Source organism: Streptomyces sp. KM273126, assembly GCF_004337435.2.
GTDB lineage: Bacteria > Actinomycetota > Actinomycetes > Streptomycetales > Streptomycetaceae > Streptomyces > Streptomyces acidicola.
In genome coordinates this window covers 484,447-496,865 of the sequence record NZ_SJXB02000002.1, presented here as the reverse complement: position 1 = coordinate 496,865, position 12,419 = coordinate 484,447, and the positions used below count along the sequence as shown (strand labels likewise).

Annotated in this window: 16 protein-coding genes; 1 reads left to right on the top strand and 15 read right to left on the bottom strand. The window is 71.6% G+C overall.

What is annotated here, in order from left to right:
• Positions 1–54: 54 nt before the first annotated feature.
• The 5 genes from E0500_RS32805 to hisI form a co-directional block, all read right to left on the bottom strand.
• A complete protein-coding gene (locus E0500_RS32805; RefSeq protein ID WP_131567393.1) occupies positions 55–516 on the bottom strand; it encodes a DUF2752 domain-containing protein in 462 nt (153 codons plus the stop codon).
• A gap of 107 nt (positions 517–623) precedes the next feature.
• A complete protein-coding gene (locus E0500_RS32800; RefSeq protein ID WP_131567395.1) occupies positions 624–884 on the bottom strand; it encodes an HGxxPAAW family protein in 261 nt (86 codons plus the stop codon).
• Between the two features lie 134 nt (positions 885–1,018).
• Positions 1,019–1,654 (bottom strand): TIGR02234 family membrane protein, encoded by a 636-nt coding sequence (locus tag E0500_RS32795; protein WP_131567432.1) that lies wholly within the window; start codon positions 1,652–1,654, stop codon positions 1,019–1,021.
• A gap of 36 nt (positions 1,655–1,690) precedes the next feature.
• On the bottom strand, positions 1,691–3,184 hold the full coding sequence (locus E0500_RS32790; protein ID WP_131567397.1) for an anthranilate synthase component I: 1,494 nt from the start codon (positions 3,182–3,184) through the stop codon (positions 1,691–1,693).
• An 11-nt stretch (positions 3,185–3,195) separates the two neighbouring features.
• Complete coding sequence (gene hisI, locus E0500_RS32785) at positions 3,196–3,615, bottom strand: phosphoribosyl-AMP cyclohydrolase (RefSeq protein ID WP_131567400.1); 420 nt, start codon at positions 3,613–3,615, stop codon at positions 3,196–3,198.
• Between the two features lie 133 nt (positions 3,616–3,748).
• On the opposite strand from hisI, the gene E0500_RS32780 reads away from it, so the two are divergent.
• Positions 3,749–4,384 carry a TIGR03085 family metal-binding protein gene (locus E0500_RS32780; protein ID WP_131567402.1) on the top strand — a complete coding sequence of 212 codons (636 nt, stop codon included), beginning with the start codon at positions 3,749–3,751 and terminating at the stop codon, positions 4,382–4,384.
• 12 nt (positions 4,385–4,396) lie between these two features.
• Here the strand turns inward: E0500_RS32780 and E0500_RS32775 are convergent, their stop codons facing one another.
• The 10 genes from E0500_RS32775 to hisD form a co-directional block, all read right to left on the bottom strand.
• Complete coding sequence (locus tag E0500_RS32775) at positions 4,397–5,647, bottom strand: MFS transporter (RefSeq protein ID WP_131567404.1); 1,251 nt, start codon at positions 5,645–5,647, stop codon at positions 4,397–4,399.
• A 14-nt stretch (positions 5,648–5,661) separates the two neighbouring features.
• Positions 5,662–6,252, bottom strand: coding sequence for a transcriptional regulator (locus E0500_RS32770; RefSeq protein ID WP_131567406.1), 591 nt, complete (start codon positions 6,250–6,252; stop codon positions 5,662–5,664).
• A gap of 136 nt (positions 6,253–6,388) precedes the next feature.
• Entirely contained in the window at positions 6,389–7,144 is a 756-nt protein-coding gene (gene hisF, locus E0500_RS32765; RefSeq protein ID WP_131567408.1) for an imidazole glycerol phosphate synthase subunit HisF, read from the bottom strand.
• A gap of 43 nt (positions 7,145–7,187) precedes the next feature.
• Positions 7,188–7,580, bottom strand: coding sequence for a RidA family protein (locus E0500_RS32760; protein ID WP_131567410.1), 393 nt, complete (start codon positions 7,578–7,580; stop codon positions 7,188–7,190).
• A complete protein-coding gene (gene priA, locus E0500_RS32755) occupies positions 7,577–8,302 on the bottom strand; it encodes a bifunctional 1-(5-phosphoribosyl)-5-((5-phosphoribosylamino)methylideneamino)imidazole-4-carboxamide isomerase/phosphoribosylanthranilate isomerase PriA (RefSeq protein ID WP_131567413.1) in 726 nt (241 codons plus the stop codon). The genes E0500_RS32760 and priA overlap by 4 nt, the downstream gene beginning before the upstream one ends.
• Before the next feature lie 3 nt (positions 8,303–8,305).
• Positions 8,306–8,956 carry an imidazole glycerol phosphate synthase subunit HisH gene (hisH, locus tag E0500_RS32750; RefSeq protein WP_131567415.1) on the bottom strand — a complete coding sequence of 217 codons (651 nt, stop codon included), beginning with the start codon at positions 8,954–8,956 and terminating at the stop codon, positions 8,306–8,308.
• The gene (locus tag E0500_RS32745) at positions 8,947–9,111 is read right to left on the bottom strand and encodes a hypothetical protein (protein ID WP_165935107.1); all 165 of its coding nucleotides are present in this window, start codon (positions 9,109–9,111) and stop codon (positions 8,947–8,949) included. The genes hisH and E0500_RS32745 overlap by 10 nt, the downstream gene beginning before the upstream one ends.
• Before the next feature lie 3 nt (positions 9,112–9,114).
• Entirely contained in the window at positions 9,115–9,717 is a 603-nt protein-coding gene (gene hisB / locus E0500_RS32740) for an imidazoleglycerol-phosphate dehydratase HisB (protein WP_131567417.1), read from the bottom strand.
• Positions 9,714–10,868 carry a histidinol-phosphate transaminase gene (locus tag E0500_RS32735; protein ID WP_131567419.1) on the bottom strand — a complete coding sequence of 385 codons (1,155 nt, stop codon included), beginning with the start codon at positions 10,866–10,868 and terminating at the stop codon, positions 9,714–9,716. The genes hisB and E0500_RS32735 overlap by 4 nt, the downstream gene beginning before the upstream one ends.
• Positions 10,865–12,205, bottom strand: a complete 1,341-nt coding sequence (gene hisD / locus E0500_RS32730; protein WP_309505266.1) for a histidinol dehydrogenase — start codon at positions 12,203–12,205, stop codon at positions 10,865–10,867. The genes E0500_RS32735 and hisD overlap by 4 nt, the downstream gene beginning before the upstream one ends.
• Between the last annotated feature and the right edge of the window lie 214 nt (positions 12,206–12,419).

Below are 12,419 nucleotides of genomic sequence, written 5' to 3'. Positions count from 1 at the left end.
TAGGCCTCGCATCCGGTTGACGCCGGTCCCTCTACCTGGACGTTCACCATGTGATCAAGGATGCAGCCAGCCACCGAACGGCAGGTTCCGGACAACCGTGAAGACCAGCGTCAACGCGCCCAGCGACCACAGCGCCACCGACGGCAGTTCGATCCGCGTCGGCCGCCCGCGCACGGTGCGGACCACCCAGACGGTCCATCCCGCCGCGAACGCCAGAAAGCCCAGCACGGCCAGCGCGTTGTCGGTGAGTGCCGTTGCGATGTCCCCGTGCGCGAACGCGTGCGCTGCGCGCAGGCCGCCGCAGCCCGGGCAGTACAGGCCGGTGAGGCGCAGCAGCGGACAGACCGGGTAGTGCCCGGGCTCGTTGGGGTCCACGGCCCCGACGTACGCGAAGGCCCCGGCCACGGCCGCGAGTACCCCGGCCGGCACGGCCAGGCGTCCCAGCACGGAGCGCGCGCCCGTGGGGGTACCGCTCGACGGGGTCACTCTGCGGCTGTCGGCGTTCACACCACGCATTCTGCCCGGTGCGGGCCGCCCGGCGCGCGGGAGGGGCGGATCCGGCGCTTCTGCACGCCGGGTCCGCCCCTCCCGGAGCCGTACGGGTACGAGACCGTCCTGCGGGCTCAGCTCTCGGCGCCGGCCGGCTCGCGCGCCGCCTCGGGCTTCGCGACGTGCTGAACGGGCCGCGCCGGCTTGGACTGGCCCAGGCCCATCGAGCGCATGATGGCGCCGACGACACCGCCGAGGACCGTGATCACCATGCCGGCCCAGAAGCCCAGCGGGTTGGCCATCACCATGAAGGCGCCCGCGACGCAGAAACCGATGATTGCGATGATGACACCGGTCCAGGCGGCCGGGGTGTGACCGTGGCTGCTGCCCGCCATGCTTGCTCCTCGTTGCTGTAAGCGATGCGTGTGTGAGTCGGACGCTCGCCGTCCATTGTCCCGTACCCGCGCGAACACCCTGAGCGGGGGTCTCTCCTCGGGGCGTCAGCGAACGCCGGAGCGCCGAGGGCACCCTATGCGCCCGTCGGGTCCTCGCCCCGGTCGAGGGCCTTCCACAGGTCCTCGGGACGGTCCGGGTCCACGGGCTTCGCCCTGCGCGGCCGGGGCGTCCCGTCGCGCTCGTAACGGCCGGACATCGCGGGCCACAGTTTCCCGTACCGCAGGGCGATCAGCCCGGCGAGCAGGATCAGTACGCCGCCCACGGCCGCGGCGTAGGGCCAGGCGGTGTGGCTGAGCGCGTCGACGGTGGCGGAGGTGTCACCGGAGGCCTGTGCGGCCTTCTCGTCGAGCGCGGAGCTGTCGGAGGCGCCCAGCACGGCCGTGGCGACGGTGCCCGCGCCGGAGAGCGCGAGCAGCGCCGCGACCAGGACGCGCCCGGCCCTGCGTACGGCGAACACGGCGACGAGCGCGGCGAGGCCCACTATGGCGAGGGCCGCGGGGACGCCGGTGACCTCGCTGCCCTTGGCGGTCAGCGGGAAGTCGCCGCCCGCGACCGAGGCGGTGGCCTCCGACCAGCGCTGCCGGGAGGCGAGCAGTGCCACGGCCGCGCCGAGCGCGCCGCACAGCAGCGCGACGCCGAGACTTCGTCGCCCGGCACGGACGCGTGCGGGTTCGGAACGGGGGTGAGGTAGTGCGGTCACGTACTCCACTATCGCCTGACGCCCACGCACCACATCACCCGGGGTTCACGCCCGCCGCTGACCGAGCCGGTTCGCCGTGTGCACCGCGCGCAGCACCGCCGCCGCCTTGTTGCGGCACTCGGTGTCCTCGGCGACGGGGTCCGAGTCGGCGACGATGCCGGCGCCCGCCTGGACGTAGGCGGTGCCGTCGCGGAGGAGGGCCGTGCGGATGGCGATGGCGGTGTCGGAGTCGCCGGCGAAGTCGAGGTAGCCGACGCAGCCGCCGTACAGCCCGCGGCGGGCCGGCTCCAGCTCGTCGATGATCTGCATCGCGCGCGGCTTGGGGGCTCCGGAGAGCGTGCCGGCCGGGAAGCAGGCGGTCAGCACGTCGAAGGCCGTACGGCCTTCCGCGACACGCCCGGTGACGGTCGACACGATGTGCATGACGTGCGAGTACCGCTCGATGGACATGAAGTCGACGACCTCGACCGAGCCGGGCTCGCACACGCGGCCCAGGTCGTTGCGCCCCAGGTCGACGAGCATCAGGTGCTCGGCGCGCTCCTTGGGGTCGGCGAGCAGCTCGTCGGCGAGGGCCTGGTCCTCCTGCGGGGTGGCGCCGCGGTGCCGGGTGCCCGCGATGGGGTGCAGCATCGCCTGCCCGTCCTCGACCTTGACCAGGGCCTCGGGGGACGAGCCGACGACGTCGAAGCCGTCGAAGCGGAACAGGTACATGTACGGGGAGGGATTGGTCGCGCGCAGGACGCGGTAGACGTCCAGCGCGCTTGCCGTGCACGGCGTTTCGAAGCGCTGGGACGGGACCACCTGGAAGGCCTCGCCGGCCCGGATGCGCTCCTTGACGTCCTCGACGGCCTCCTGGAAGTCGGGGCCGCCCCAGCGGGCGGTGTACTCGGGGAGCTCGGAGGGCGGGAGCACGGCCGGGGGCTGTGAGACGGGGCGGGAGAGGTCGGCCTGCATGGTGTCGAGGCGGGCGACCGCGTCCGCGTACGCCTCGTCCACGCCCGTGTCCAGGTCGTTGTGGTTGATGGCGTTGGCGATGAGCAGCACCGTGCCGTCCCAGTGATCGAGGACGGCAAGGTCGCTGGTGAGCAGCATCGTCAGCTCGGGAAGCTGGAGGTCGTCGTGCTCACCGGGGCCGATCTTCTCCAGGCGGCGCACGATGTCGTAGCCGAGGTAGCCGACCATGCCGCCGGTGAAGGGCGGCAGGCCCGAGGCGAGGTCGTGGGGCGTGTTCAGGGCCTGGATCGTGGCGCGCAGGGCGACGAGCGGGTCGCCGTCGACGGGCACGCCGACGGGTGGGGTGCCCAGCCAGTGCGCCTGGCCGTCCCGCTCGGTGAGGGTGCCGGCGGAACGGACGCCCACGAAGGAGTACCGGGACCACGAGCGGCCGTTCTCCGCGGACTCCAGCAGGAAGGTGCCGGGGCGCTCGGCGGCGAGCTTGCGGTAGAGCGCGACCGGGGTGTCGCCGTCGGCGAGGAGCTTGCGGCTGACGGGGATGACACGGCGGTCGGTGGCCAGCTTGCGGAACGTCTCTAGGTCCATGGCGGCCGACCCTACTGATCCAGTGACGGTGCGTCGGAACCGGCGCCGCCTTCGGCGGCCTTGAGGACATCGGCCTCGAAGCAGGTGCGGGCGCCGGTGTGGCAGGCGGCGCCCACCTGGTCGACCTTGACGAGCACGGTGTCGGCGTCGCAGTCCAGGGCCACGGACTTCACCCACTGGAAGTGGCCGGAGGTGTCGCCCTTCACCCAGTACTCCTGGCGGCTGCGCGACCAGTACGTGCAGCGGCCGGTGGTGAGCGTGCGGTGCAGCGCCTCGTCGTCCATCCAGCCCAGCATGAGCACCTCCCCGGTGTCGTACTGCTGGGCGATCGCGGGGACGAGCCCGTCGGCGCTGCGCTTGAGGCGCGCGGCGATCCCGGGATCGAGGCTGCCGGGCCCGTTGGGCCCGCTGGGGGACGGCGTGCTGGTCATGGGTGCCATTGTGCCGCGCGCCGCCGACACTGCCCGTGGTTGTCCACAGGCCGGACCGGTTCGGGGGACGCCCGTCGGCGCACCGGGCCGGTCTCCACTGGGCTCAGGCGCCACCCGGTCGTAGGCTTGCCGCATGTCGACCCATGCCAAGCGTGAACGACTTCTCCTCGCCGACCTGTTGGAGGCCTCGGGTCCGGACGCCCCGACCCTCTGCGAGGGCTGGAACACCCGTGACCTCGCCGCCCACGTGGTGGTGCGCGAGCGCCGCCCCGACGCCGCCGGGGGCATCCTCGTCAAGCAGCTCGCTTCGCGTCTGGAGCGGGTGATGGCCGAGTTCACCGCGAAGCCGTACGACGAGCTGATCCGGCTCATCCGCACCGGCCCGCCGCGTCTCTCGCCCTTCTCCCTGAAGCAGATCGACGAGGCCTCGAACACGATCGAGTTCTACGTCCACACCGAGGACGTGCGCCGCGCCCAGCCCGACTGGACGCCGCGCGAGCTGGACCCGGTCTTCCAGGACGCCCTGTGGTCCCGTATGGAGCGCACCGCCCGGCTGATGGGCCGCAGTGCCCCGACCGGGCTCGTGCTGCGCCGCCCGGACGGCCAGACGGCGGTCGCCCACCGGGGCACGCCGGTGGTCACGGCGACCGGCGAACCGTCGGAGCTGCTGTTGTTCCTGTACGGGCGGCAGCAGGTGGCCGATGTCGAGCTGGACGGCGAGAAGGACGCGATCACGAAGCTGCATGAGACGAAGCAGCTGGGGATCTAGCTGAGCCAGCGGTCAGCGGGGCAGCTCCGCGCGGCGCAGCGGGCCGGAGCAGAGGCCGTACACGCCGGCCAGGCCGCACACGGCCGCGCTGACCGTGAACACCGGGCCGGTGCCCCACAGGCCGATCGCTGCGCCCGTCAGCGGGAAGGTGAGCGGCGCGAGCCCGAGGCTGAAGAAGGTCGACACGGAGGTGACGCGGCCGACGTAGGTCCGGTCGGACCCGGCCTGGAGGAGCGCCCCGCACAGCACGCCGTTCAGCCCGGAGATCAGGCCGATCGAGAGGGCCACGGCGACGGCCGCCGCGACGTGGGGCACGTAGGCCAGCGCGGCGATCGCGACGGCACTGGCGACGCCGGACACCGACAGGACGAGTCCCGCGCGCGGGACTCGTCCGCGGACGCCGATCAGCAGCGAGACCGCCCCGGCGCCGGTACCGAAGCCCGCGAGCACCCAGCCGACGCCCCCGGCTCCCCAGCCGCGTTCGTCGGCGAGGAGGGTCAGGCCGATGTTGAGCGGGCCGACGAAACCGAGGTCGCTGAGCGCGATGACGACGATCAGCGAGCGCAGGACGCGGTGGCCGCGCAGGTAGCGCAGCCCGTCGGCCAGATCGCTCCACGCGGTGCCACGCGCGCGCGTGCCCTCCGCCGGCTCCTCCCCCACGCGTAGGGCGATCAGGAGCGGCAGAGACGCCGCGAACAGCAGCCCGGCCAGGCCGAACGCCGCCGCCGAGCCGCCGAGCGCCACGCCGAGGCCGCCGAGCGGGGCCCCGACGACGCTCGCGAGGCGGACCACGAGTCCGCGCATGCCGTGGACCCGGGCGAGCTGTCCGCGTCCCGTGATCCGGGTCGGCAGGGCACCCAGCGCGGGCATCATGACCGCGTCGACCGCCCCGAAAACGAGGGCCAGCGCGGCCAGCGGCCACAGGCCCGGACGGCCCGCGAACAGCAGCCCGGCGACGGCGAGGACCACCGCGCAGCGCACGCTGTCGCTGCTGATCAGCACCCTGCGAGGGCCGAACCGGTCGGCGATCACTCCGCCGCCCAACATCAACAGGGCCCGCGGCACGGCGCTCAGCGCGGTGACCAGACCGGCCTGCGCGGGCGTCCCGGCCTGGACGGCGGCCCAGGACAGGGCGAGGTAGTAGACGTTGTCACCGGTCGCCGACGAGGCGTACGCGCCGAGCCAGCGCAGGACGTTGGGGTCGCGGTGGGCTGGGCGGTCGGTGACGGGGACGTGCGCGGCGGTCGTGGGGGCCGAGGGCACGGGCGCGGGTCCTCTCAGATCCGGAACGGGAAGGCGTACGTGTGCACCGCGACGTTCTCCCGGCCCTCGGTGTCACCGGTGGCGTCGGCGGCCCGGCCGTGCTCGTCGTACCTGCGGACGAGGGCGAGCATCTCCTGGTTCAGTTCGGCCAGTTCGGCCGCCGTCAGCCGCAATGACGCCTCGGAGGACTCCGCGGCCGCGTTCCACTGCTCGCCCCAGTGGGGGCGTTCGTCGAGGAAGCGCCGGTACATGTCGGCGCGCTGCTCGAAGAAGAGCCGGCTGGCCGCGGTGTGGGCGGCCGCCTTCTCGGGGGCGTCGCGGAAGTCCTCGTCGCGGATGCTCACCCCGTCCGAGGCGGGCTGCCACCAGCGCTCCCGGCCGTCCGTGCTCTGCGGCTCGGCCTCCTCGATGAGCCCGTGCTCGGCGAGCTTGCGCAGGTGGTAGCTGACCAGTGAGACAGCCTCGTCGACCTGCTCGGCCAGCTGGGACGCCGTCGCGACGCGTGCGACGGTCAGCCCGCGCATGAGCTTCATCCGCAGGGGATGGGCGAGCGCCTTGAGCGTGCCCAGATCGGTGATGCGGCGGTCCCGCTCCTTCTCGGTCATGCCCCCACGCTAGGTACGCAAGAAAAGTTGTGCAATATATTTTGCGCAACTTTTCTTGCGTGTCAGCCGAAGAAAAGCCCCGGCCGGACGACCGGGGCTTTCAAGCAGGGCAGGGCTCAGCTCACGGAGCGCGACATCACCTCACCGGGTGACCCGCCTCCCGCAGTGTCTGCTTCACCTCACCGATCCGCAGGTCCCCGAAGTGGAAGACCGACGCGGCCAGCACAGCGTCCGCGCCCGCGGCGATGGCGGGCGGGAAGTCCGTCAACTTGCCCGCGCCGCCCGAAGCGATGACAGGGATCGTGACGTGCTTGCGGACCGCCGAGATCATCTCCAGGTCGTAGCCGTCCTTCGTGCCGTCCGCGTCCATCGAGTTGAGCAGGATCTCGCCCGCGCCCAGCTCGGCTGCGCGGTGGGCCCACTCGACGGCGTCGATGCCGGTGCCCTTGCGGCCGCCGTGGGTGGTGACCTCGAAGGACCCGCTCTCCGTGCGGCGCGCGTCGACCGACAGGACCAGGACCTGACGGCCGAAGCGCTCGGCGATCTCGCGGATCAGCTCCGGGCGGACGATGGCGGCCGTGTTCACGCCCACCTTGTCGGCGCCCGCCCGCAGCAGCTTGTCGACGTCCTCGGCCGTTCGCACGCCGCCGCCCACGGTCAGCGGGATGAAGACCTGCTCGGCGGTGCGGCGCACCACGTCGTACGTGGTCTCGCGGTTGCCGGAGGACGCGGTGATGTCCAGGAACGTCAGCTCGTCGGCACCCTCGGCGTCGTACACCTTGGCCATCTCGACGGGGTCGCCCGCGTCGCGCAGGTTCTGGAAGTTGACACCCTTGACGACCCGGCCGTTGTCCACGTCCAGGCAGGGGATGACTCGGACCGCCAGGGTCATGAATTCACGGCTCCCTTTGCATGCCTCTGGCCTCTGAGGGCTTCTAGCCCCTGAAGGCCTCTATTTCTACTTCGACCAGGATGCGCGGATCGACGAAGCCCTCCACGACCAGCAGGGTCGCGGCCGGGCGCACGGAGTCGAAGAGCTCCTTGTGCGCCCGGCCCACCTCGTCGACATCCCGCTGATGGGACAGGTACATCCGGGTCCGGACCACCGACTCGGGGCCGAGCCCGAACTCGGCGATCGCCTCCAGCGCGCTGGTGAAGGCCGTCTTGGCCTGCTCGTACGGGTCGCCCTCCCCGTACAGCACCTGCCCCTTGAAGGACGTGGTGCCCGCCACCAGAACGCGGTCGCCCGCCGCGACGGCGCGTGCGAACCCGAAGGACTCTTCCCAGGGACTTCCGCTCTGCACGCGCCGCACGGCTCCGGACGTCATGACGACACAGCCTCCAAGGCCTCTTCCAGGGTGAACGCCTTCGCGTACAGGGCCTTCCCGACGATGGCGCCCTCGACACCGAGGGGGACGAGGCCGGAGATCGCCCGGAGGTCGTCCAGCGACGACACGCCGCCCGACGCCACCACCGGGCGGTCCGTCGCCGCACACACGTTCTTCAGGAGCTCCAGGTTGGGGCCCTGGAGGGTGCCGTCCTTGGCGATGTCGGTGACGACGTAGCGGGCGCAGCCCTCCTTGTTGAGGCGCTCCAGCGTCTCGTACAGGTCGCCGCCGTCGCGGGTCCAGCCGCGGCCGCGGAGCGTGGTGCCACGGACGTCCAGGCCCACCGCGATCTTGTCACCGTGCTCGGCGATGATCTTGGCGACCCACTCGGGGGTCTCCAGGGCCGCCGTGCCCAGGTTCACCCGGGTGCAGCCGGTGGCCAGGGCGGCCGCCAGGGAGGCGTCGTCGCGGATACCGCCGGACAGCTCCACCTTGATGTCCATCGCCCCGGTGACCTCGGCGATCAGCTCCCGGTTGTCACCCGTGCCGAACGCGGCGTCCAGGTCGACCAGGTGCAGCCATTCGGCACCCGACCGCTGCCAGGCGAGGGCGGCCTCCAGCGGGGAGCCGTACGAGGTCTCCGTGCCGGACTCGCCGTGCACGAGGCGGACGGCCTGGCCGTCGCGGACGTCGACGGCGGGGAGGAGTTCGAGCTTGGCCATGGTCTACAGGGTTCCGATCCAGTTGGTGAGCAGCTGTGCTCCGGCGTCGCCGGACTTCTCGGGGTGGAACTGCGTGGCCCACAGGGCGCCGTTCTCCACGGCGGCCACGAAGGGCTTGCCGTGCGTGGACCAGGTGACCTTGGGGGCCCGCATGGCGGGGTTGTGGATCTCCAGGTTCCAGTGGTGGACGGCGTAGGAGTGCACGAAGTAGAAGCGCGCGTCGGCGTCCAGGCCGGCGAAGAGCTCGGAGTCGGCCGGGGCCTCGACGGTGTTCCAGCCCATGTGGGGCACGATGTCGGCCTGGAGCGGCTCGACCGAGCCGGGCCACTCGTCGAGGCCGTCGGTCTCCACGCCGTGCTCGATGCCGCGGGCGAACAGGATCTGCATGCCGACGCAGATGCCCATCACCGGGCGGCCGCCGGACAGCCGACGGTCGACGATCCAGTCGCCGCGCGCCTCGGTGAGGCCCTTCATACAGGCGGCGAACGCGCCGACGCCCGGCACCAGCAGGCCGTCCGCGTTCATGGCTCTGTCGTAGTCGCGCGTGATCTCGACGTCGGCTCCCACGCGCGCGAGGGCACGCTCGGCGGAACGGACGTTGCCGAAGCCGTAGTCGAAGACGACCACTTGCTTTGCCGAACTGCTCAATTCCACACCTCCAGCCTCAGGACGCCGGCGACGAGACACATCCCGGCGCCTATCGAGAGCAGCACGATGAGCCCCTTGGGCATCTTCTGCTTGACGAAGGAGTAGACGCCACCGAGCAGGAAGAGCCCGACGACGATCAGGACGGTGGACAGACCGCTCATGGCTTACAGCGCGCCCTTCGTGGAGGGAAGAATTCCGGCGGCGCGCGGGTCGCGCTCGCTCGCGTACCTCAGGGCCCGCGCCAGCGCCTTGAACTGGCACTCGACGATGTGGTGCGCGTTGCGCCCGTACGGCACGTGCACGTGCAGCGCGATCTGGGCCTGGGCGACGAAGGACTCCAGGATGTGCCGGGTCATCGTCGTGTCGTACTCGCCGATCATCGGCGCCATGTTCTCGGGCTCGGTGTGCACGAGGTACGGGCGGCCGGAGAGGTCGACGGTCACCTGGGCGAGGGACTCGTCGAGCGGCACCGTGCAGTTGCCGAAGCGGTAGATCCCCACCTTGTCGCCGAGGGCCTGCTTGAAGGCGGCGCCCAGCGCGAGGGCGGTGTCCTCGATGGTGTGGTGCGAGTCGATGTGCAGGTCACCCTCGGTTTTCACGGTCAGGTCGAACAGACCGTGCCGGCCGAGCTGGTCGAGCATGTGGTCGTAGAAGCCGACCCCGGTGGAGATCTCCGTCCTTCCGGTGCCGTCCAGGTCGATCTCGACGAGGACGGAGGTCTCCTTCGTGGTCCGTTCGATTCTTCCGAGGCGGCCCTCGCGAGTCATGCGCTCTGCTCCTTCGGGGGTGTGGGGGTGTCCCCCACAAAGCTCAGTAGTTCACGTGCCGCGTCGAGGAACGCGTCGTTCTCGGCCGGGGTTCCCGCGGTCACCCGCAGCCATCCCGGTACGCCGTTGTCCCGCACCAGGACGCCCCGGTCGAGGATCCTCTGCCAGGCCGCGTGGGCATCGGGGAACCGCCCGAACTGCACGAAGTTGGCGTCCGACTCGGTCACCTCGTAGCCGAGTCCGCGCAGTTCCCCGACCAGCCGGTCCCGCTCGGACTTCAGCTGGTCCACGTACTTCAGCAGCGTGTCGGTGTGCTCCAGGGCGGCCAGGGCGGTGGCCTGTGTGACGGCCGACAGGTGGTACGGCAGCCGTACGAGCTGGACGGCGTCCACGACCGCGGGGTGCGCGGCGAGGTAGCCGAGGCGCAGGCCGGCCGCGCCGAACGCCTTGGACATCGTCCGGGAGATCACGAGGTGCGGGCGGCCTTCGAGCAGCGGCAGCAGCGAGTCGCCGTGGCTGAACTCGACGTACGCCTCGTCGACCACCACCATCGCCCCGGCGGTCTCCGCCTTCGCCGCCTGCGCGGCCTCGTACAGGGCGAGGACCGTTTCGGGCGGGACCGCGTTGCCCGTCGGGTTGTTGGGGGTGGTGATGAAGACGACGTCCGGCCGGAGCTCGGCGATGACCTTCTCGGCGGCGGCGAGGTCGACGGTGAAGTCGTCGCCCCGGGGGCCGGAGACCCAGCCCGTGCCCGTGCCGCGGGAGATGAGCGCGTGCATGGAGTACGAGGGCTCGAAGCCGATCGCCGTGCGGCCGGGCCCGCCGAAGGTCTGCAGCAGTTGCTGGATGACCTCGTTGGAGCCGTTGGCCGCCCAGACGTTCTCCGGGCCGAGCGGGTACTGGCCCGTCTTCGTGAGGTACCTGGCGAGCTCGGTGCGCAGCTCCACCGCGTCCCGGTCCGGATAGCGGTTGAGGTGCCGGGCCGCCTCGCGCACCCGCTCGGTGATCCGCTCGACGAGCGGCTCGGGCAGCGGGTAGGGGTTCTCGTTGGTGTTCAGCCGTACGGGGACGTCCAGTTGGGGCGCTCCATAGGGGGACTTGCCGCGCAGCTCGTCCCGTACGGGAAGATCGTCGATACGTACGTCGGTCACTTGCTCTCCGGCACCTTCCACCCGAACCTTGCCTTGATCGCCGCGCCGTGCGCGGGCAGGTCCTCCGCCTCCGCCAGCGTCACCACGTGGTGCGCGACCTCTGCCAGCGCGTCCTTCGTGTAGTCGACGACGTGGATGCCGCGCAGGAAGGACTGGACGGACAGGCCGGAGGAGTGGCAGGCGCACCCACCGGTGGGCAGGACGTGGTTGGAGCCTGCCGCGTAGTCGCCGAGCGACACCGGCGCCCAGGGGCCGATGAAGACCGCGCCCGCGTTCACGACCCGTTCGGCGACCGCCGTGGCGTCCGCGGTCTGGATCTCCAGGTGCTCGGCGCCGTACGCGTTGACGACCCTGAGGCCCTCGTCGATGCCGTCGACGAGCACGATCGCGGACTGCCGGCCCGCGAGGGCGGGGCGGATCCGGTCCTCGCTGTGCCTGGCGGCGTCGACCTGCGGCTCGAGCTCCTTCTCGACCGCGTCCGCGAGCTCCACGGAGTCGGTGACGAGGACCGCGGCGGCCAGCGGGTCGTGCTCGGCCTGGCTGATCAGGTCGGCGGCGACGTGCACCGGGTCGGCGGTCCCGTCCGCGAGGACGGCGATCTCGGTCGGACCGGCCTCGGAGTCGATGCCGATGACGCCCGTGAAGTACCGCTTGGCGGCGGCGACCCAGATGTTGCCGGGGCCGGTGACCATGTTGGCGGGCGGGCAGGACTCCGTGCCGTACGCGAACATCGCGACCGCGGTCGCGCCGCCGGCCGCGTACACCTCGTCGACGCCGAGCAGCGCGCAGGCCGCGAGGATCGTCGGGTGCGGGAGCCCTCCGAAGTCGGCCTGGGCCGGGGAGGCGAGGGCCACGGAGCCGACGCCGGCCTCCTGGGCGGGCACCACGTTCATGATCACGGACGACGGGTAGACCGAGCGGCCACCCGGCGCGTACAGCCCGACGCGCTCGACCGGCACCCACCTCTCGGTGACCGTCCCGCCGGGGACGACCTGGGTGGTGTGGCTGCCGCGGCGCTGCTCGCGGTGGACGATGCGGGCGCGGCGGATGGACTCCTCCAGGGCCGCGCGCACGGCCGGGTCGAGCCGCTCCAGGGCGTCGTCAAGGGCCTCGGCCGGGACCCGTACGGACTCCAGGCGTACGCCGTCGAACTTCTCGGCGAAGTCGATGAGTGCCGCGTCGCCGCGATGATGAACGGCCTCGACGATCGGCCGCACCTTCTCCAGTGCGGCCGCGACGTCGAAGTCGGCTCGGGGCAGCAGGTCGCGCAGGGCGGGGCCCTTGGGGAGGGCGTCGCCGCGCAGATCGATTCGGGCCAGCGAGAGATGTTGCAGCACGGGGACAATTCTCTCAGACCCCGGTCGGGCGCCGTCCGCCCGTATCAGTGTCTGATACGCCGTCCGCCCGTATCAGTGCCTGATACACACCGCGTCTGATACACACCTCCGGGGGAACTCGGAAGATCGCCTTCACGTCCTGTGTTCAGGGCGTCACTCAGCGGGCATTGGACGTATGTACGAAACCGATGGGTGGCTGGGAGTTCCTGTGAGA